At 73.2% G+C, this 19,443-nt stretch carries 19 protein-coding genes; 9 read left to right on the top strand and 10 right to left on the bottom strand.

Going from position 1 to position 19,443, the window contains the following annotated elements:
- Positions 1 to 89 precede the first annotated feature (89 nt).
- Genes AC3IF1_RS02270 through AC3IF1_RS02260 form a run of 3 tightly spaced genes read left to right on the top strand, consistent with a single transcriptional unit; the run spans position 90 to position 3,229 of the window.
- Positions 90 to 977 carry a putative selenate ABC transporter substrate-binding protein gene (locus AC3IF1_RS02270; RefSeq protein WP_489215524.1) on the top strand — a complete coding sequence of 296 codons (888 nt, stop codon included), beginning with the start codon at positions 90 to 92 and terminating at the stop codon, positions 975 to 977.
- Positions 978 to 992: 15 nt separating this feature from the next.
- Positions 993 to 1,673, top strand: coding sequence for an ATP-binding cassette domain-containing protein (locus AC3IF1_RS02265; protein WP_489215522.1), 681 nt, complete (start codon positions 993 to 995; stop codon positions 1,671 to 1,673).
- Positions 1,670 to 3,229: a PhnE/PtxC family ABC transporter permease gene (locus tag AC3IF1_RS02260; protein ID WP_489215520.1), complete on the top strand. Its 1,560-nt coding sequence runs from the start codon at positions 1,670 to 1,672 to the stop codon at positions 3,227 to 3,229. Before AC3IF1_RS02265 ends, AC3IF1_RS02260 begins: the two co-directional genes overlap by 4 nt.
- Before the next feature lie 143 nt (positions 3,230 to 3,372).
- Here the strand turns inward: AC3IF1_RS02260 and pdxA are convergent, their stop codons facing one another.
- The 5 genes from pdxA to AC3IF1_RS02235 all read right to left on the bottom strand — a co-directional run bounded on the left by pdxA (position 3,373) and on the right by AC3IF1_RS02235 (position 6,574).
- Positions 3,373 to 4,401, bottom strand: coding sequence for a 4-hydroxythreonine-4-phosphate dehydrogenase PdxA (gene pdxA, locus AC3IF1_RS02255; RefSeq protein WP_489215518.1), 1,029 nt, complete (start codon positions 4,399 to 4,401; stop codon positions 3,373 to 3,375).
- Positions 4,398 to 5,501 carry a four-carbon acid sugar kinase family protein gene (locus tag AC3IF1_RS02250; RefSeq protein ID WP_489215516.1) on the bottom strand — a complete coding sequence of 368 codons (1,104 nt, stop codon included), beginning with the start codon at positions 5,499 to 5,501 and terminating at the stop codon, positions 4,398 to 4,400. The genes pdxA and AC3IF1_RS02250 overlap by 4 nt, the downstream gene beginning before the upstream one ends.
- 276 nt (positions 5,502 to 5,777) lie before the next feature.
- Complete coding sequence (locus tag AC3IF1_RS02245) at positions 5,778 to 5,981, bottom strand: DUF6883 domain-containing protein (RefSeq protein ID WP_489215514.1); 204 nt, start codon at positions 5,979 to 5,981, stop codon at positions 5,778 to 5,780.
- 3 nt (positions 5,982 to 5,984) lie between these two features.
- Positions 5,985 to 6,119, bottom strand: a complete 135-nt coding sequence (locus tag AC3IF1_RS02240; RefSeq protein ID WP_489215512.1) for a hypothetical protein — start codon at positions 6,117 to 6,119, stop codon at positions 5,985 to 5,987.
- Positions 6,116 to 6,574: a hypothetical protein gene (locus AC3IF1_RS02235; protein WP_489215510.1), complete on the bottom strand. Its 459-nt coding sequence runs from the start codon at positions 6,572 to 6,574 to the stop codon at positions 6,116 to 6,118. Before AC3IF1_RS02235 ends, AC3IF1_RS02240 begins: the two co-directional genes overlap by 4 nt.
- Positions 6,575 to 6,758: 184 nt before the next feature.
- Here AC3IF1_RS02235 and AC3IF1_RS02230 point away from each other — a divergent pair, with 184 nt between their 5' ends.
- From AC3IF1_RS02230 to uraD, 6 genes are all read left to right on the top strand, one after another.
- Positions 6,759 to 7,769 (top strand): 2-keto-3-deoxygluconate permease, encoded by a 1,011-nt coding sequence (locus tag AC3IF1_RS02230; RefSeq protein WP_489215508.1) that lies wholly within the window; start codon positions 6,759 to 6,761, stop codon positions 7,767 to 7,769.
- Positions 7,770 to 7,888: 119 nt separating this feature from the next.
- Entirely contained in the window at positions 7,889 to 8,059 is a 171-nt protein-coding gene (locus AC3IF1_RS02225; RefSeq protein ID WP_243970073.1) for a DUF3606 domain-containing protein, read from the top strand.
- A gap of 94 nt (positions 8,060 to 8,153) precedes the next feature.
- Complete coding sequence (locus AC3IF1_RS02220; protein WP_243970075.1) at positions 8,154 to 8,354, top strand: DUF2934 domain-containing protein; 201 nt, start codon at positions 8,154 to 8,156, stop codon at positions 8,352 to 8,354.
- Positions 8,355 to 8,551: 197 nt separating this feature from the next.
- A complete protein-coding gene (uraH, locus tag AC3IF1_RS02215; RefSeq protein WP_489215505.1) occupies positions 8,552 to 9,067 on the top strand; it encodes a hydroxyisourate hydrolase in 516 nt (171 codons plus the stop codon).
- Positions 9,068 to 9,099: 32 nt separating this feature from the next.
- Complete coding sequence (gene uraH, locus AC3IF1_RS02210) at positions 9,100 to 9,453, top strand: hydroxyisourate hydrolase (protein WP_243970078.1); 354 nt, start codon at positions 9,100 to 9,102, stop codon at positions 9,451 to 9,453.
- A gap of 4 nt (positions 9,454 to 9,457) precedes the next feature.
- Positions 9,458 to 9,967, top strand: a complete 510-nt coding sequence (gene uraD, locus AC3IF1_RS02205) for a 2-oxo-4-hydroxy-4-carboxy-5-ureidoimidazoline decarboxylase (RefSeq protein ID WP_489215502.1) — start codon at positions 9,458 to 9,460, stop codon at positions 9,965 to 9,967.
- A gap of 9 nt (positions 9,968 to 9,976) precedes the next feature.
- Here the strand turns inward: uraD and AC3IF1_RS02200 are convergent, their stop codons facing one another.
- The 5 genes from AC3IF1_RS02200 to AC3IF1_RS02180 all read right to left on the bottom strand — a co-directional run bounded on the left by AC3IF1_RS02200 (position 9,977) and on the right by AC3IF1_RS02180 (position 19,340).
- Positions 9,977 to 11,230: a methyl-accepting chemotaxis protein gene (locus AC3IF1_RS02200; protein ID WP_489215500.1), complete on the bottom strand. Its 1,254-nt coding sequence runs from the start codon at positions 11,228 to 11,230 to the stop codon at positions 9,977 to 9,979.
- Positions 11,231 to 11,391: 161 nt separating this feature from the next.
- Positions 11,392 to 14,490 carry an Rne/Rng family ribonuclease gene (locus AC3IF1_RS02195; protein WP_489215498.1) on the bottom strand — a complete coding sequence of 1,033 codons (3,099 nt, stop codon included), beginning with the start codon at positions 14,488 to 14,490 and terminating at the stop codon, positions 11,392 to 11,394.
- 619 nt (positions 14,491 to 15,109) lie between these two features.
- Complete coding sequence (glcF, locus tag AC3IF1_RS02190) at positions 15,110 to 16,438, bottom strand: glycolate oxidase subunit GlcF (RefSeq protein ID WP_243970086.1); 1,329 nt, start codon at positions 16,436 to 16,438, stop codon at positions 15,110 to 15,112.
- A gap of 134 nt (positions 16,439 to 16,572) precedes the next feature.
- The gene (locus tag AC3IF1_RS02185) at positions 16,573 to 17,760 is read right to left on the bottom strand and encodes an FAD-binding protein (protein ID WP_489215495.1); all 1,188 of its coding nucleotides are present in this window, start codon (positions 17,758 to 17,760) and stop codon (positions 16,573 to 16,575) included.
- A gap of 137 nt (positions 17,761 to 17,897) precedes the next feature.
- Positions 17,898 to 19,340 (bottom strand): lipopolysaccharide biosynthesis protein, encoded by a 1,443-nt coding sequence (locus AC3IF1_RS02180; protein WP_489215493.1) that lies wholly within the window; start codon positions 19,338 to 19,340, stop codon positions 17,898 to 17,900.
- Between the last annotated feature and the right edge of the window lie 103 nt (positions 19,341 to 19,443).

Genomic DNA, 19,443 nt, shown 5'->3' with positions numbered 1-19,443 from the left:
TTTCCGCGACGATGCGCTAGCCGTCAAGGGACGGGTCCATCGGCCTCTGCCTGCGGGCGTCGAATGTCGGAACACGGCTGGGAGCGGCGATGCTGAGACGGACGTTGAACGGTGCGTTGCTGGCGGGGCTGGGAAGTCTCGTCGTGTCCGGTCCCGCGGGCGCGCAGGAGCGCGCCAAGCCGGCCTTCGTCTTCACCGGCATTCCCGACCAGGACGAGAGCCGCCTCGTGGAGCGCTTCGGCAAGGTCGCGACCTATCTCGAGGACAAGCTCGGCGTGCCCGTGACGTACATCCCCGTGAAGAGCTACCCGGCGGCGGTGACGGCCTTCACCAACGGCCAGGTCCAGCTCGCGTGGTTCGGCGGATTCACCGGGGTGCAGGCGCGCAAGGCCTCCCCCGGCGCGCAGGCGATCGCGCAGGGCGCGGAGGACGCGGCCTTCAAGACCTACCTCATCGCCAACACCAAGACCGGCCTGACGAAGGCGGCCGACTTCCCGAAGGCGATCGCCGGCAGGACGTTCACGTTCGGCTCCCGCGCCTCGACCTCGGGGCGCCTGATGCCGGAATACTTCATCCGCGAGGCGTTCCCGGGCAAGACTCCGGACGAGGTGTTCGCCCGCGTGGGCTTCTCCGGGGACCACAGCCGCACCATCCAGCTCGTCCAGTCCGGGGCCTTCGAGGTCGGGGCGGTCGACTACTCGGTCTGGGACCTCGACAGCAAGGCCGGCAAGGTCGATCCGAAGGACGTCGGCATCATCTGGGAGAGCCCGCCCTTTCCCGACTACCAGTGGACCGTGCGGGGCGATGTCGACGCGATCTACGGCGCCGGCTTCACGGACAAGCTGAGGGCGGCGCTCGTCGGCATCACCGATCCGGCCATCCTCGCGCCCTTCGCCCGCTCGAAGTTCATCCCCGTGACCAATGCCGCCTACGCGCCGATCGAGCGGGTGGCGAAATCCACGGGCCTGCTGGACTGACGCGGGCGCAGCGCGGTGACCGTACCCCGACCCGAGCCGGAGATCGTCCTGTCGGGCGCCCGGGCGGCCTATGACGGCAAGCCCGTCCTGTTCGGGGTCGACCTGACCATCCGGGCCGGCGAGCGGGTCGCCCTGATGGGACGCTCGGGGGCGGGGAAGTCGACCCTGCTCGGGTTGATCCACGCCCAGGCGCGGGCCCGCACCGCGCTGATCCCCCAGGCGGCGGCCCTGGTGCGGACCCTGTCGGTCTTCCACAACGTCTATATGGGCCGGCTCGACCGGCGCTCGACCCTGCACAACCTGCGCACCCTGGCGTTCCCGGCCCGGGCCGACCTGTCGGAGATCCGGGACGTGCTCGGGGAGGTCGGGCTCGCCGGCGAGCTGCGCGCCAAGGCCGGCGCCCTGTCGGGGGGGCAGCAGCAGCGCGTCTCCGTGGCGCGCGCGCTCTATGACGGGCGCCCGATCCTGATCGGCGACGAACCGGTCTCAGCCCTGGACCGCGCGCAGGGCGGCCGCGTCCTGGAGCGGCTCTCCGCCCGCCACGAGACCCTGGTGCTGGCCCTCCACGACATCGCCCTGGCGCTCGCGCATACCGACCGGATCGTCGTCCTCGATGCCGGGCGCATCGTGCTCGACGCCCCCGCCCGCGATCTCGACGAAGCGGCCCTGGTCCCGTTCTACGGGCAGGCGGCGTGAGCGTCCTCCGCCGGATCCCGGGCTGGGGCTACGCGGCGGTGACGCGCTGGTTCGCGGCCGGCGCGCTGGCCGCGCTCCTGGCGGCCGATCTCGCCGTCACCAGCCTCCATCCCTGGGCCGACCTGCGGCGCCTGCTCGGCGGCCTGCTCCATCCGGACTTCCCGGCGGTGGAGGTCTGGAGCGTCGTCTACACCGTCGCCTTCGCGATCCTCGGGGTGACGCTGGGGGCCGGGGCCGGCTTCGTCCTCGCCATACCCTTCGCCCGGGCCCGGAGCGTGCGCCTCGTCTGCGCCGGCCTGCGCTCCGTGCACGAGCTGTTCTGGGCGCTGCTCCTGATGCAGGTGTTCGGCCTGTCGGCCACCACCGGCATCCTCGCCATCGCGCTGCCCTATGCGGGCATCTGCGCCAAGGTCTATTCCGAGATCATGGAGGAGGCCGACCTCGCGGCCCTGCGGGTGCTGCCCGCGGGAACCGGTGCCGTCTCGGCCTTCGTCTACGGCCGCCTGCCGGATGTAGCCGCCGCCTTCCGGCACTACACGCTCTACCGGTTCGAATGCGCCATGCGCTCGACCCTGGTGCTCGGCTTCATCGGCCTGCCGACCATGGGCTTCTACCTCGAATCCGCCTTCCGGCAGGGCCGCTACACCGAGGCCGGGGCCCTGCTCCTCGTGTTCTACGCCCTGATCGGTTCGCGCCGGCTGTGGATGCGGCTCGCGACCCTGCCGGTCCTCCTCGTCGCCAGCGTCCTCGCCCTGCCGCGGACCGTCGGGACGACGCACTGGCTCGCGAGCCTGGGACGGTTCGTGACGCACGACATCGTCCCGAGCCCGCTCCGGTCCGGCGCGCTCCTCGACCCGACGACCTGGAGCCGGCTCGGGCTCTGGTTCCAGCCGATCCTCACCCAGCAGATCCTGCCCGGCGCGGTCCAGACCCTGGTGCTCGCTCAGGTCGCGCTGGTCGCCACCGCGCTGGGCGCCCTGCTCCTGTTCCCCCTGGCCTCCCGCCGGTTCGCCGGTCCGATCGGCCAGCCATTCGGGCGCGTCCTCCTCGTCGTCGTGCGCTCGACGCCGGAATACATGCTCGCCTACGTGCTGCTGCAGCTGCTCGGACCCTCGATGCTGCCGGCGATCCTGGCGCTGACGATCCACAATGCCGGCATCGTCGGCTATCTGATGGGGCGCCATGCCGACGATCTCCCCTACCGGGCCGACGCCCCGACGGGCTTGAACCTCTACAGCTACGAGACGGTGCCGCGGCTCTACGGGCAGTTCCTGGCCTACCTGCTCTACCGCTGGGAACTGATCCTGCGCGAGAGCGCGATCTTCGGCATCCTCGGCGTCGCGACGCTGGGCTTCTACGTCGACGCCGCGATCTCGGAGCTGCGCCTGGACGTCGCCGTGCTGCTGATCGGGGCGACCGCCCTCCTGACCATGCTGGTGGACGCCCTGTCACGGACCCTGCGCCGATCCCTGCGCCTCACCGAGCTGCCGATCCGCCTGTCCGAGCCCCGGCACGGATCCGCCCCGAACCCGCCCCTCCGGACGGCCTGCTCCTGACGGGCCCGCGCCCCTTCACCGACCCGTGGCTGTGCCCGTGGCGTCCAGTCCGATCTGCGAGCTCTCCGGGCGAGGGGCCGGGCGAGGCGCGGGACGCGTGCGGGTGAGATCCGGACCGCGGTCGCCTCGCGGCTCGGCCGCGCTCACGCGGCCTGGCGGTTGGCGGCGAGCCGCTCGGCATACTCGATCGCCTCGATCAGGCTGCGCTCGTTGGCGATCCCCTGGCCGGCGATGTCGAAGGCGGTGCCGTGATCGACCGAGGTGCGGATGATCGGCAGCCCGAGGGTGATGTTCACCCCCGACAGGTCCATCCACTTGCCGGTGGCGGGATCGATCTCGAACCCCAGGAGCTTCACCGGGATGTGCCCCTGGTCGTGGTACATCGCGACCACCGCGTCGTATTGGCCGGCGCGCAGCTTCACGAACACCGTATCGCCTGGCACCGGGCCGTGGATGTTCAGCCCGTCGGCATTGGCCTGCGCGATCACCGGGGTGCTGACATCGATGTCCTGGCGCCCGAACAGGCCGCCCTCGCCGGCATGGGGGTTCAGCGCGGCGACCGCGATCTTGGGCGCGGCGAAGCCCAGGCCCTTCAGGGCTTTGTCGGTGAGGTCGATCACGAGGCGCAGGCGCTCCGGCGTCAGGCGCTTGGGCACGTCCTCCAAGGCGACGTGGGTGGTGACGTGGGAGACCCGCATGTTGCCGTGGGCCAGCATCATCACCGAGCCGCGAACCCCGGTGAGTTCAGCCAGCATCTCGGTGTGGCCGGCATAGTGGTAGCCGGCCTTGTTCAGCGCTTCCTTGTTGAGCGGCGCCGTGACGATGCCGCCGATCCGGCCCGCCAGGGCGAGGCGCACCCCGGATTCGATCGCCTTGTAGGCGAAGCGACCGCCATCGGCCGAGAGCCGGCCGGGCTCGATCGGGGCGCCCTCGGCGTCCGCCTGGAGGCAGCAGAGGGCCGGCCAGGCGCCGTCCTCGGTCACCTCCGGGATCGGCTCGGGCAGGAGGCCGAGCGCCGCCTCGGCCCGGTGCAGGGCCGGATTGCTGCCGATCACGACAAGCCGCAGATCACCGACAGCGATCCGGTCCTTCAGCCGGGCGGCGGCCTTGACGATGATCTCCGGGCCGATCCCGGCCGGATCGCCCATGGTGATCGCGAGGTGGGGGGTCATGGGTCGCTCCTGTCGGGCGTGAAGCCGTTCCGATGAAGTAGATCCCGCCAGACGCCCTCCGTTCCGAAGGCGCCGGATTTCGACACCACCGCGAGCCCGTCCCAGCGGCCGCCCCGCAGGGTCGAGCGGGGCAGGCCCGGGGCGATCTGGCCGGTGACGTCGAGGCGTTCGACCTGCAGGGCGAGGCAGAGCGCCTTCAGGGTCTCGCCGCCCGCCACCAGCAGCGTGCCGGGCTGCGGGATCCGGTCGACGAGACCCGCGAAGGCCCCGGCGATCCGCGCGGCGGCGGCCTCCCGGGCGGTGCCCTCCGGGAGCGCCAGGCTCGCCAGGGCGACGCCGTCCCGATCGAGGCGCGCGCTCACCGATCCGGCATGGTCGGTATCGTCCGGTGCCAGGACCAGCCGGTGGCGGCCGCAGGCCGCGAGCTGCGCAGCGGTCTCGGGCCGGTCGGAGCCGAACAGGCCGAGCACCGGCCCGACGAGGCGGTCGTCGCCCGGCGCCGCCGTGCCCCGCGCCAGCGCCGCCGCGAGGCCGCCGCTGCCGCACCACAGGACCGGGCCGCCGCGGCCGAGATCCGCGACCCGGGCGAGATCGGCGTCTGACGCCGCGTCGTAGACCGCCACGCCGGGCACGGGGCCCTCCGCCACGGCGGCCCGCCGCGCCGGCAGCCCGGCGGCCCGCAGCGCCGCGGCGATGTCGCCGGAGACCGGCCCCCAGCCCCCGTCGCCCCGGGCGTGCTGGCGCCCGTCCACCGTGCGGCGCCCCTGGTAGGGGAAGGCCGGCGCGACGATGCAGCGGTCCCAGGCGCCGATCCGCATCACCGCCGCGAGCTCCGCCGCCCAGGGGCCGCGCAGCAGGCTGTCGACCTTCTTGAAGGCGATGTCGGCCCCGCGGAGGCGGGGCGCCACGGCCCCGACGGTCCGCTCGGCCGGCGCGGCCGCCCGTTCGCGGGTGCCGGAATCGATCGCCAGGCACCCGGACCCGGCGTCGGTCAGGATCTCCGGCCACGCCACCGGGATCGGCCCGCACAGGCCGGTGAAGCCGGCCGCGGTGTCGAGGGTGCCGGTCAGGTCGTCGGCGATGAGGCGCAGGCGGGTCATGGCAGGCGGGTCATGGCAGGCGGGTCATGGCAGGCGGGTCATGGCAGGCGGGTCATGGCAGGCGCGTCTTGGCAGGGGCGAGGCGCTCACGGCGTTTGCCCGATGGCGGCGTGGTCGCCGCCAGCACCGGCGCGCCGCGCGCGAAGGCCTGCTCCGGCGCTCATCCCTGGCTTTCCCGCGATCGGCAACCACAGCGTGTTGTGACGGTGTCCGCCGGATACGCCCGTCCTGCGCGGCGGGTCAAGGAATGCCGCGGAGACGGCGCGGAGCGGTTCCTCACCGTGTCCGCGGGATGGCGGTGATGAGACGCCACGCAACGCCGTCGGAGAGCTGCCACACCGTTCGCACGGTCGGGCTGCGCCCGTCGGGGGCGACGATCGGGCCCTCGCAGATCAGGCGTCTTCGTCCCGCGACGTCCGTTTCCTGAATCCGCAGGCCGGTCGCGGTCCGCTGGGCCAGCAGCGCCTCCGCCAACTGCATGGGTCAGGACGGATCGAAGCCGAAGGTCAGGAAAGACCGGGCTTTTGGACCGTCTTTCGGATGGTTCACGTTCAGCAGGTAATGGACGATCTTGTCTTCGGGAACCTCGAAAAGCGGTTCCCGATCCCGGTCGATCAAGGCACCGAGCGCCCGATCCGCGCGATGCACGCCGCTTCCACCGTCGCCAGAGCGCCCATCGGTTCCGGAAACTCGACCTCGAACGCGTCACCCAAACCCCAGACGGCGACCACCGTCCCCTCGCGACCGGCGGGGATCGTGTCCCCATCGAGGGTCACGACGTCCGAAAGCAGGCGCACGTCGTCGAGCTCCCGGATGGCGCAGCCGGGCTGGTCCTTCCTCAACAGATACACGGCTTCGACCGACATGCCCGCATTCTGCCGCGCCTTCGACCGGGCCGCAAGGCATCCCCGGGGCCTCTCGCGGCCGGTGAGATCGTACTCGCTGGGCAGGCGCGCCTGCGCCGCGTCGGTCCCGTCGGCGATTCCCGTGCGGGCCGCGTGGTAGATGCCGTCGGCCGAGGCGCTGACGGGGGTCTCCGCCGGACCGGCAGGCGCCTCGGCCGGGCCGGACAAGGCTGACGACATCCGGTACCGCCTTCGCGCGCAACAACGGCCAAGTCGGCGATTGGGCAGCCGGGTTGTCGACACGTTGGCGGTTCACCCCTGTGTTGCACGCACTTATCGAAAGGTTGTAGCTGGCGCCGGGGGGATGTGCGGGTGCCGGCCTCGGGACAGGGGCCGCACCGGAGGGCGGCCCATGCAGATTCCGATCAAGCGCGCGCTGGAGCGCGTCCCCGGCGGCCTGATGGTGGTGCCGCTCTTCCTCGGGGCGATCCTCCACACGCTGTTCCCGAACACCGCGACCTTCTTCGGCTCGTTCACCGGGGCGCTGTTCAACGGCGCGCTGCCGATCCTGGCCGTGTTCTTCGTCTGCATGGGCGCGGGCATCGACTTCCGCGCCACCCCGGCGATCGCCCGCAAGGGCGGCGTCCTGCTGGCCACCAAGGTCGGCGTCGCGGCGATCCTGGGCGTGGTCTTCGGCCAAGTCCTGGGTGAGGCGCCCATCGTGGGCGGGGCCTTCGCGGGGCTCTCGACCCTGGCGATCGTCGCCGCCATGAACGACACCAATGGCGGGCTGTACCTCGCCCTGATGGGCCAGTTCGGCCGCCCGAAGGACGCGGGCGCCTACGCGATCATGAGCCTCGAATCCGGCCCGTTCCTGACCATGGTGACCCTCGGGCTCGCGGGCCTCTCCGCCTTCCCGTGGCCGACGCTGGTGGGCAGCATCCTGCCGCTGGTGGTCGGCATGGTGCTGGGCAACCTCGACCGCGACATGCGCGCCTTCCTGTCGGGGGCCGCCCCGGTGATGATCCCGTTCTTCGCCTTCGCGCTCGGGTTCGGGCTGGACCTCGGCAAGATCTGGCAGGCGGGCCTGCTCGGGATCGGCCTCGGCGCGGCGGTGGTCGCGGTCACGGGCGCGGTCCTGTTCGTCGCCGACCGGCTCACCGGGGGCAACGGGGTCGCCGGGGTGGCGGCCGCCTCCACGGCCGGCAACGCCGCCGCGGTGCCGGCGATCATCGCGGCCGCCAACCCCGCCTACGCGGAGGCCGCCGGCCCCGCCACCGTGCTGGTGGCGGCGAGCGTCGTCGTCTCGGCGCTGCTGGTGCCGCTGCTGACCGCCTTCGTGGCCGCCCGGGTCGGGCCGGAGGCGGAGCCGTCCGAGCCCCGGCGCGCGCCCGTCCCGCGGCCGGCGACGCCCGGGCCCTGATCCGTCCACAGGCCCGCATCGACCCGGGCCCGGCTCGGCAACCGAAGGCGGTGACGCTCGGTTGTCTCAGCAGATGGCCCGGCACCGCCGCGGCGCAGGCACAGATCAGGACGCGCAGCATGTCCACCGAACCCAGAGGCAAGACGCATATCGACATCTACGACCGCGCCATGCGCGAGGCCTGGGCCCAGCGCTTCGGCGTGAGCGAGGAGCGCCTGCGCAAGGCCGTCACGATGGTCGGGAGCCGGATCACCAGCGTGGCCGCCTATCTCGACAAGCCGGCCATGTGAGGAGGCCGGCGGCGTCGCCGTGACGTCCGACGTTCATCCGCCTCCGGGGCCCTCGGCTCCGGAGCACCCGCCTCACGCCTCGGGTTCATCGTCCGTGTCCGACGACAAGACCGCGTCTCCCCCGGCCCCGGCGCCGGACACCATCCCCTTCGAGCAGATCCGCGAGCGCGCCTACGAATTGTGGGAGCGCAACCACCGGCCGGAGGGATTCGAGATCGAGTTCTGGCTCCTGGCCGAGCGGGAACTGCGCAAGGAGCGCGCGCGGCGCGCCGCCGCGAACGGGCCGGGGGCTTAGGGCTACGCCGTATCGCGGGGCCAGCCCGAACCCTTGTTCCGGGCGGTTGCACGTCCCGCGATGCCGTGACCCGTGACCTGCGATGCGCCCCCCCCAAGATCCGCCCCCTGGCGCCGTGCCGATCCTGGCGTGTCCCTTGCCTCCCGGAGCTCCGTGAGCGATCGTCGGCGCGGCCGGCGGCGTGACGGGAGCCCGCCGTGGAGACACCTGCTCTGACACGCCGCCACTTCGCCGGCCTCGGCCTCGGAGGGGCCGCGGCCGCCGCGTCCGGCGGCGCGCTGGCCCAGGCCGGCCCGGCGCCCGCGTCTCCGGGCCAGCCCGGCCCGCTCGCCGTCGCGCCGGTCTCGCAGGCCGGTCTCGGCCCGCGCCTGACGCTGCACGCCATCGACAATTTCCACGGGACGCCGGCCGCCGGCATGGTCTGCGACCTCGCCTGGCGGGAGGGCGACACCCTCACGCCGATCAAGAGCGTGGTCACGGGCGCCAACGGCCGGCCGGCGGAGCCGCTCCTCGCCGATGCCGCGCTGCGGGTCGGCCAGTACGAGGTGCTGATGCATGTCGCGGCCTATTTCGCCGCCCGCGGCGTGAGCCTGCCGAGCCCGAACTTCCTCGACCGCGTGCCGATCCGCTTCCGGATCCGCGACGCGGGCCAGCGCCACCATCTGCCGGTGCTGTTCACGCCCTGGGGCTATTCCTACTATCGCGGCAGCTGACCTCGATCCCCCGACCGTCAGGACATCGACTTATGGCCGGCATCTCGACCCACGTCCTCGACACCGATCGCGGCCGCCCCGCCGCGGGGATCCGCATCGATTTCTCCGTCCTGGAGGGCGAGACGTGGCGGCTCGTGAAGAGCGTCGTGACGAACGCGGACGGCCGCACCGACCAGCCGATCCTGGCGCCCGAGGAGGCCCGGGTCGGCCAGTATCAGCTGGCCTTCCACGTCGAGGATTATTTCCGGCGCCGGCCCGGCACCGCGCAGGCCGACATCTTCATCGACGACCCCGTGGTGCGCTTCGCGATCTTCGACCCGGCCCAGCATTACCATGTGCCGATGCTGTGCGCGCCCGGGAGCTTCACCACCTATCGCGGCAGCTGAGGCCGTGATCGACCTCGCCGCCGTCAACCGGATGGATGCGGGCGCCTTCGAAGCCCGCCTCGGGGGCGTGTTCGAGCACGCGGCCTGGGTGGCGCGGGACGCCTGGGCCGCGCGGCCCTTCGCCAGCGTCGCCGACCTGCACGCGGCGATGATGCGGGCGGTGCGGTCCGCCCCCGCGGCGGCGCAGCTCGCCTTCCTCAACGGCCATCCGGAACTCGCCGGCCCGGAGGCGCGGGCACGCAGCCTGACGGACGACTCGGCGCGCGAGCAGGACGGCGCCGGCCTCGCCCGGATGAGCGAGGCCGAGGCGGCGGCCTTCGACCGCCTGAACGCCGCCTATCGCGCCCGGTTCGGCATCCCGTTCATCATCGCGGTGCGCGGGCGCGGACGGGCCGAGATCCTGGCCGCGTTCGAGGCCCGCCTCGGCCGGGATCGGGCGGCCGAGATGGAGACCGCCCTGGAGGAGGTCGCGCAGATCACCCGCCTGCGGCTCGATCGCCTGATCGACGGCTGAGCTGCCGCGTCAGGCCGCGGCGACCGCTTTCCCCACGTCCTTGATGGCCGCCTCGAAGGCGATGAAGGCCGCGGTCGCCTCGTCCCAGGCTTGGGCGCGCACGTGGCGGATCATCGCCGCGGCCTGCTCCCGGGCCTGCGCCAGGGGCACCTCCACGGCGGCCGGCCGGGCCGGATCGGCGGGAACGGCCGCCGGCGGCGTGTCCGCCGGGCGCATCCCCACCAGGGTCGCCGCGATGGCGCGGCGCCACAGGGCGCAGTCGGCCGGGAGGCGGATCACGCGCGCCTCCGTCCCTTGCTCCGCCCCTTGCCGGGTCTGCTGATCGAGCAGGGTGCGGCCGAGATCCTCGATCTGCTCGAGCTGGCCGAGGGCGTCGCCGATCTCCCGGCGCGCCTTGTCGGTGCCCTCCGCGATCTGGCCGACGGTGCGGGCGATGTCGCCGGTGGCCTGGATCTGCTGGTTCAGGATCTCGGCGGCCTCGCGCATCTGCGCCGCGACGTTGGCGACGGCGCCGCTCTCGGCCTCGACGCGGGCATTGGCCCGCATCATGGCGCCGGACCCGGCCTCGACCGCGTTGCGGCTGCGGGTGACCGCGGCCTGCATCGCCGCCATCTCCTCGCGCAGGCCGGCCACGCGGGCGCGGATCTCGTCGGTCGCGCGGGCCGTCTGCGCCGACAGCGTCTTCACCTCGGCGGCGACCACGGCAAAGCCCCGCCCGGCCTCGCCCGCCCGGGCCGCCTCGATCGTGGCGTTCAGCGCCAGCAGGTTGGTCTGGGCCGAGATCGCCGCGATGGTGCCGGCCATCTCCTCGATCCGCAGGGCCGCGGTCGAGAAGCTGTCGAGCCGGCTGCCGATCTCCTCGGTGCCTTCCTCGATGCCGCGCATCCCCTCGGTGGCGCGCTGCAGGTCGCCGACGCAGGTGGCGATGCCGGCGCGGGCCGTCTCGGCGGTCTCGGCGGCCGAGGTGGAGCGGGCGGCGATCTCCCCCGTGGTGGCGGCGAGTTCCTCGCTCGCGGCCGCGATCAGCCGCGTCTGCTCGGCGGTGCCGGTGGCATCGTTGGTCATCCAGCCGATCGAGGTCCCGGCATCCGAGGCCGCGGCCGACATCCGCGCCAGGAGGGCCTGCCAGTCCCGACTCACGGAGAACTCCGGTTCCGGGCGCGGATCCGGCGCGGCCGGCGCCGCGGCGACGATCACCGCCGGGCCGGCCTCCGCTACGGCAGGAAGCCCCGCACCTCGGCGTTTGAGGCGCAAATTGAACATGAAACGCGCTCCGGCAATCGAATCGGTGCGCAGAATGGCATCAAATCTTCAAATTGGCCTTAAGATTATCGGGTCGGCTGGCGCTGCGGCGCGCCTGTCCGGCGCCGAAGTCGGCCCGGTGCCGCGCCCCCGGACCGAAACCGATCCGGGGGCGCGGGTGCTCATTCGCCCGTCAGCGCGGCCTTGGTGCGGGACCACCAGCCGGCGCGCTTGGGCCGGTCCGGGTCGGCCGGCGGCGTCAGCACGACCGCGACCGGCTCGGGCGCGTATTCAACCGCGGCCTCGGGGGCCGGCTCGGCGGCCCCGTTCGCCGCAGGGTGTTCGGCGGCGTCCGGCTCCGGCGCCGCGGCCACCGGCAGATCCACCGCGGTCTCGCCGCGGGCGGCTGCGGGCGCGGCCTCCACGACCTCGGCCACGGCCCGGTCGCTCACCGGCTCCTCCGCCGACAGGGCGACGACGTCCTCGGCGGAGGTCGGGGCGTCCTCCGTCTCGGCGGCCTCGCGGGTGCGGCCCTCGCCGCGCCCGCGTCCGCCCCGGCGTCCGCGGCGACGGCGACGGCCGCCCTCGTCCTCGGCCGGGACGGCCTCGTCCTGGCCCGCGGCGGTCTCGTCGGCGGTCCCGCTCCCGGCCGCGACGGCGGCCTCGGCCGTCTCGCCGACGGGCTCCTCGGTCCGGGCCGGCTCTTCGCCGTCCCAGTCCTCGTCCCGGCCGTCCTCGTCCGGACGCGCCCCGTCCTGTTGCTCCTCCTCGGACCGGCCGTCCTCCGCGCGGCCGTCCGCGCGGCCGCCACGCCGGCGGCGGCGGCGACGGCGGCGGCGGCCGTCCCCCTCGTCGCGGGTCCCGTCCTCCCGCGCCTCGGTGCGGCCCTCCTCGGCGTCGCCCTCGGGCTCCGCCTCGGCCTCGACCCCGACCTCGGCCTCGGCCTCGTCGATCTCCTCTTCCTCGTCCTCGAGCTCCGTCGTGGGCGAGATCGCCTGGGCGCGCACCCCCGTGACGGGGCCCTCCGCCCGCTGGGCCGTCTCCCCCCGGTCGAGCTGGAACGCCGCGGTGGCGGCCAACCGCTCGTCGGCCGCGATCGTGATGGTCACGCCGAAGCGGACCTCAAGCTCACGCAGGTGCCCGCGCTTCTGGTTGAGGATGTAGAGGGCGACCTCGGTGCGGGTGCGCAGCACGAGGTTGTGCGAGGCCGACTTGAGCAGCGCCTCCTCGATCGAGCGCAGGATGTGCAACGCCACCGAGGCGGTGGCGCGCACGTAGCCCGAGCCGCCGCAATGCACGCACGGGATCGAGGACGATTCGAGCACGCCGGTGCGGATGCGCTGGCGGCTCATCTCCATCAGGCCGAAGGGCGAGATCCGGCCGACCTGGATGCGGGCGCGGTCGTTCTTCAGGCAGTCGTTGAGCTTCTTCTCGACGGCGCGGTTGTTGCGCTTCTCCTCCATGTCGATGAAGTCGATGACGATCAGGCCCGCGAGGTCGCGCAGGCGCAGCTGGCGGGCGACCTCCTCGGCCGCCTCCAGGTTCGTCCGCAGCGCGGTGTCCTCGATGTCGTGCTCGCGGGTCGAGCGGCCCGAGTTCACGTCGATCGAGACCAGCGCCTCGGTCGGGTTGATCACCAGGTAGCCGCCGGATTTCAGCGAGACGTGGGTCGAGAACATCGCGTCGAGCTGCTGCTCGACCCCGAAGCGGGCGAAGATCGGGGTCGAATCGCGATAGGGCTTCACGACCTTGGACTGGCCGGGCATCAGCATCCGCATGAAGTCCTTGGCCTCGGCGTAGGCCTCCTCGCCGGCGACCAGAACCTCATCCAGATCCTTGTTGAACAGATCGCGGATCGCCCGCTTGATCAGCGAGCCCTCCTCGTAGACCAGGGCGGGGGCCATCGAGGTGAGCGTCAGCTCCCGGACCGATTCCCACAGGCGCATCAGGTACTCGAAGTCCCGGGCGATCTCGGGCTTGGAGCGCGAGGCGCCGGCGGTGCGCAGGATCACGCCCATCCCCTCCGGCACCTCCAGGTCCGCCACGACCTCCTTGAGGCGCTTGCGGTCGGCCGCCGAGGTGATCTTGCGGGAGATGCCGCCGCCCCGGCCGGTATTGGGCATCAGCACCGAGTAGCGGCCGGCCAGCGACAGGTAGGTGGTGAGCGCCGCGCCCTTCGTGCCGCGCTCCTCCTTGACGACCTGCACCAGGATGATCTGGCGGCGCTTGATCACCTCCTGGATCTTGTACTGGCGGCGGTAGTGGCGGGGCCGCTCGGGGATCTCGGCCAGCGCATCGCCGTTGCCGCCGATCTGGGCGATCCGCGGCTCGGCGTCGGGATCGTCCGACTCCTCGTCAGACTCCTCGTCCGAATCCTCATCCTCGTCGGACTCGTCCTCGTCGTCCTCCGAGTCGTCCTCGTCCTCGTCGTCTTCGTCCTCCTCGGGCTCGTCCTCGTCGGACAGCTCGTCGGCCTCGCCGGTGGCCGGACCGCTGCGGCCCGACGCCTCCGCGGCATCCTCCGCCACGGTCTCGGCCGGCGCGTCGGCCACGGTCAGCGCCTCCGCGACGGCGATCCGGGCCTCGGGCTCGACCGCGTCGTCGGGCTCGGCCGCGGAGTGCTCGGGCCGCGCTTCGGCGGCCGGATCGGCGGCGTGCTCCGCCCGTGTCTCCGGGAGGTCCCCGGCCTCGGTCTCAGAGGCGAGCGCCTCCTGCACCGCCTCGGGGTTCTCGGCGAGGGCGTCGGGCATGCCGGCGGGGGCGATCCCGGCCTCGGCGGGGGTCTCGGCGGGGGTCTCGGAATGGTCCGCCCCGTGATCCGCGTCATGACCCTGGCCGTGATCCGCCCCGTGATCCTCGGCCGGATGCGCCGCGTGCGGATCCTCGGCACTCACCGTCTCGTCGGTGCCGCGGACGCGGGCCTCCGCGCGGCGGCCCCGGGAGCGGCGCGGCGACCGGCGGCGGCGCTCCTCGCGCTCGCGGTGCTCCTCGGCGTCGCGCGCCTCCTCCTCCAGCAGCGCCTGCCGGTCGGCGAGGGGGATCTGGTAGTAGTCGGGGTGGATCTCGTTGAAGGCCAGGAAGCCGTGGCGGTTGCCGCCATACTCCACGAAGGCCGCCTGGAGCGACGGCTCCACGCGGGTGACCTTGGCGAGATAGATGTTGCCGCGCAGCTGGCGCCGGTTGGCGGCCTCGAAGTCGAATTCCTCGACCCTAGACCCTTGGACCGTGACGACCCGGGTCTCTTCCGGGTGCATCGCGTCGATCAGCATTTTGTTGGCCATGTCGGACTCTCGGCATGGCGGCCGACGTCGTTCTCCGTGCCCGTGGTCCCGGCGGCGCCTCGCACGACCGGAATGCGGTCGCCGATGGCGCCGGCCTCGTCGCCGAGGCGGCTGGGTTCGAGGGGAAATTGCCGTCAACCGCCGTTCGGCGCCCTGGGCGCCTGGGGTTGAAACAGGCCGGGTGGGCGGACGGACCGGTGCGACGCAGGTCCTGCGCCTCCGGGGCACGCGCAGCGCCATGCTGGGCCGTGCTTCCGTCCATCCTGGTTCCGACCTCGCGAAACAATCTCGGCCGGATCGGGACCGGCCGTGAATTCCTGGGGTGCGACGGAGGATCTCCGCCGCGTCGTGCGACACCTGCCCGATCGGGGGCGAGACCCGTCGCCGCCAGACGGGACGACAGGGCCCGCCGCGACGCCGCGGCCGTTTTCGCGAGGAATTCGGCCACGTCCGCGGGCCGTTGCGGCGACCGGCGGGACCGGAGAGGGGTCGGTATCATTACAGACCGCCGCGCGGATTTGGCAAGGGTCAAGCGTGAATAGATGTCACGGGGCTGTCACGGGCGATGGGCCCGCGCGGAGGTGGGCTTAGGTCGGCGCGCGCGTCGTTCGCCGATGCGTTACTCCGCCGCCGCGAGCCGCGGCGCCACCCCGGCGAGCGCCGCCGGCTTCGGGCCGCCGGTCGCCCAGTCGAGCAGTTCCACCGTGTGGACGATCGGGATGCCGGTACCCTTCCCGATCTGCGTGGCGCAGCCGATATTGCCGGTGGCGATCACGTCGGGGCGGATGCGCTCGATGTTGGCGACCTTGCGGGCGCGCAGCTTCCCGGCGAGTTCCGGCTGCAGGATGTTGTAGGTCCCGGCCGAGCCGCAGCAGATATGGCCCTCCGGCACGTCCTTCACGGTGAAGCCGGCGCGCTTGAGCAGGGTCTTGGGCTCCAGGCGGATGCCCTGGCCGTGCTGCATCGAGCAGGCCGAGTGGTAGGCAACCACGAGGTCGTTCTCGACGACCGGCGCGAGGTCGAGCAGGGCCACGTACTCGGTGACGTCCTTGGCCAGCGCCGAGACCCGCCGCGCCTTCTCGGCATAGGCCGGGTCGTCGCGGAACATGAAGCCGTAATCCTTGATGGTCGTGCCGCAGCCCGAGGCCGTGACCAGGATCGCGTCGAGGCCCTTGGCGATCTCCGCGTCCCAGGCGTCGATCGTCTGCTTGGCGTGGGCGTGGGCCGAGGCCTCCTTGCCCATGTGGTGGGTCAGCGCCCCGCAGCAGCCCTCCTGGGCATGGACCACCTCGATCCCGTGGCGGTTGAGCAGGCGGATCGCCGCCGCGTTGAAGTCCGGCCGCAGCACGCTCTGGGCGCAGCCGCGCAGCAGGGCGACGCGCCGTCCCGCCGTCCCGGTCGTCGCCGGGAACCGGCCGGGCCGGTTGGTCGGCTCCCGGGGCGGCCTCCCGGCCGGGGCGAGGTCGAGCATGGCGGCGAGCCGGTTGCCGACCCGGGGCAGCCGCGCCACGAGACCACGGAACGGGGCGCCGAGCTTGGCGGCGATCAGCGCCAGGCGGAATCGCCCCGGGTAGGGCAGGACCTGCGCCAGCACGGCGCGCAGGAACCGGTCATCCGCCGGGCGCGCGAAGGTCGTCTCGATATGGGCGCGGGCATGGTCGACCAGGTGCATGTAATGCACCCCCGACGGGCAGGTGGTCATGCAGGACAGGCAGGAGAGGCAGCGGTCGACATGCTTGACCACCTCCTGCGAGGCGGGCTTGCCGCCCTCCAGCATGTCCTTGATCAGGTAGATCCGGCCCCGCGGGGAATCGAGCTCGTCGCCGAGCAGCAGGTAGGTCGGGCAGGTGGCCGTGCAGAAGCCGCAATGCACGCAGGTCCGCAGGATTTTTTCCGAGGCCGCCATGGCGGGGTCGGCGAGCTGGGCGGGGGCGAAGTTGGTTTGCACGGTCTCTTCCTGCCTGCTCTCCTCCCCCTTGCGGGGAGGAGTGGGAGGTGGGGGTGGCTCAGGATCGAGCGCTGCGGTGCCTCCTGCACCACCCCCACCCCTGGCCCCTCCCCGCAGGGGGGAGGGGATGAACCTCACACCTGCGCGTACATCCGGCCCGGGTTGAGCACGCCGGCGGGATCGTGCGCGGCCTTGATCCCCGCGCCGAGCCGCATCAACGGCTCGGCGAGCGGCTGGAACACCGGCACGGCGGCGCGCACCGCGTCGGGGGCGCGCACCAGCGTGGCGTGGCCGCCCTGGGCCTGCACCGCCTTCCGCACCGGCCCGGCGCCGGCATCGCCGTCGGCGCCGGTGGCGAGCCAGATCAGGCCGCCGCCCCAGTCGTAGAACCAGCGCGCGTCCCGCTCGGCCGCGACCGCCGCCGCCAGGGTCGGCCCGCGCGTCGGCGCCGTCGAGATCCGCCACAGGGCGGCGTCCCGGGGCTCGGCGAGCGGGTCGACGTCGCGCACGGAGCGCCAGAGGGCGGCGCCGGCCGCGCCGTCCACGATCTCCGGCTGGCCGTAGCGCTTGAGCAGGCGGCGCAGCTCCCCCGTCCGGTACGCGATGGAGTCGGAAAACCCCTCGCAGCGCATCAGCGTCCGCGCCTCCGGGGCGCCGATCCCCGCGGGCAGGTGCGCCGCCCCGGTCAGCTCGAAGGGCGAGCCCAGCGCCTCCGACAGCGCCGTCACCGCGCGGGTATCGTCGAGGCCGGAGAACACCAGGGTGGCGACCCGCTCGCTCACCGGCAGGACCTTGAAGGTCACCTCGGTGAGCAGCCCCAGCGTCCCGTGGGCGCCGGCCATCAGCTTCACGAGGTCGAGCCCGGTGACGTTCTTCATCACCCGCCCGCCCGACTTGATCGCCTCGCCCCGGCCGTTGACGAAGCGCACGCCGATCAGGCTGTCCCGGGCCGCCCCGGCATTGATCCGGCGCGGGCCGGCATTGTTGATCGCCGCCACGGCGCCGAGGGTCGGTTCGCCGCCGGTGCCGTAGAGGCCGCGAAAATCCATAGGCTCGAACGGCAGCATCTGGCCCCGGGAGGCGAGCAGCGCCTCGACCTCGGCGAGGGGCGTCCCGGCGCGGGCGGCCACCACCATCTCGGCGGGCTCGTAGAGCGTGACGCCGGTCAGCGCCCGGGCGGAGAGGGTGTCGCTGTCCTGCGCGGGCCGGCCGAGCCCCGCCGCGGTGCCGCCGCCTTCGAGCCGCAGGCGCGCGCCCCGCCCGGCGGCGTCGCGCACGATCGCCCCGGCCTGCGCCTCGGTCTCGGGCTCGTAGACGCCCATCGTTTCCGTCCCGGTGCTGTTTGTATCCGTTCCAGGACGGGTGTCGCCGGAACGGCGACCGGATTCAAGCGGGGGCGGCGTCGCGGGGCCGGCCGGGGCTTTCAGCGGCGGGCTTTTCTCCGCGGCGGCCGGGACGGCTATTCCGCCGCCACCGCCCGCGCCGGATGCAGGCGCGCGCCGACCTGGCGGCGCAGGCCCGCGATGTCGAAGATCCAGACCAGCGCCCCGTAGAGGGCCATCCCAGCCGGGACCAGCACCGCCAGGGCGGTGGCCGGGGGCAGGTGGCGGAACGGCGCTAGCGTCAGGCCCATCGCGGCGCAGGCCAGCGACGCCGCCCCGATCCCGCCCCAGGGCAGGCGGATGCGCTGCGGGCCCGTGAGCGCCCGCCCGCCGAGCCAAAGCGCGGCGGCGGCGAGGCCGGCGGTCTGCGCCAGGGCGACCCCGATCCCGCCCATCCGGTCGGGCAGGACCAGCAGGCCGGCGCCGTTGACCGCGAGCCCGACCAGGGCCGCGGCGATCACCGGCAGGGTCCGGCGGCGGATCTGGAAGACCGGGTTGAGGGCGTAGAACATCATCGTCAGGCAGAACAGGCCCGGCATCAGCGCGACGCTGTAGCTCTCGAACGGGCCGCGATAGGCGTCCGGCACCACCAGCGCCTGGAGCGCCGGGAGCACGGCCCAGAAGCCGACCGCGCAGGGCGCCAGCAGCGCGAACACCATGCCGGCATTCCCGGCGACCTGCGCCTCGGCGGCGGCGCGCCCGTGCCGCTCCTCGGCCTGGACGGCGAGCTGGAACAGCAGCAGGTCGAGGGCGGTGCCGAGCGTCATAAGGGCGCGGGCGGTGACGTCGGCCGCCAGGGCGAAGTAGCCGGCCTCCGCGAAGCCGGCCTGGCCCGCGACGGCGCCCCGGTTGACGAAGGCGAGGCACTGATAGGCGGTGTTGGCGGCGATCAGCGGCAGGCCGTAGCGGGCGAAGACCCCCCAGGTCGCCGACAGGCGCGGCCGCTCGAACGGCGTGCGCGGGTCGCGCAGCGGGTGGCGCAGCAGGAGAACCGCGAGGAACTGGCTGAGCCCGGCCGCGGCCAGCACCCAGGCGGGCTGCGGCAGCCACCATGCGGCCGCCGCCATCAGGGCGAAGGCGAGGACGTTCTTGACCGCGACGAGGCCGAGATAGAGCTTCCCGTCGAACCGCGCCCGGGCGAGGGCCGCGTGATAGTCGAAGACGCCGATGCCGAGGGCGGCCAGCCCGGTGCCGCACAGCACCGCCGCGTGCCCGTCCGCGCCGTCGCCGAGACCGAGGGCCCCGCACAGGGCGGCGGCGGCGAAGAGCAGCAGGCCGATGCGCAGATAGGCCCGGTCGAGCCCGTGGCGGATCCAGGGCTCGTCGACCCGCACCCGCCCCGAGTAGAAGCGCGTCGCCGAGAGCCGCAGCCACTCGAACAGCACCGTGTTGAGCACGGTCGCCCCGGTGGTCGCCAGGGCGAACCGGCCGAAATCGGCCGGCCCGAGCAGCTTGGCGATCAGCAGGCCGAGGACGAAGTTGAGCCCGGCATTGATGATGAAGGCGGCGATCACGGCCATGGACGGCAACTCATGAGCGTCGAGGGGCTTCGGGACGGTGTCGGCACGGTAGGGCCGGACGTGTAAGACTCCTTTAACGGGGCGGGAACGGGGCGGGGGCCGG

Source organism: Methylobacterium sp. E-012, assembly GCF_057836545.1.
Note: the sequence above shows the minus strand (reverse complement) of the source record. Positions and strands in the feature narration are given on the sequence as shown.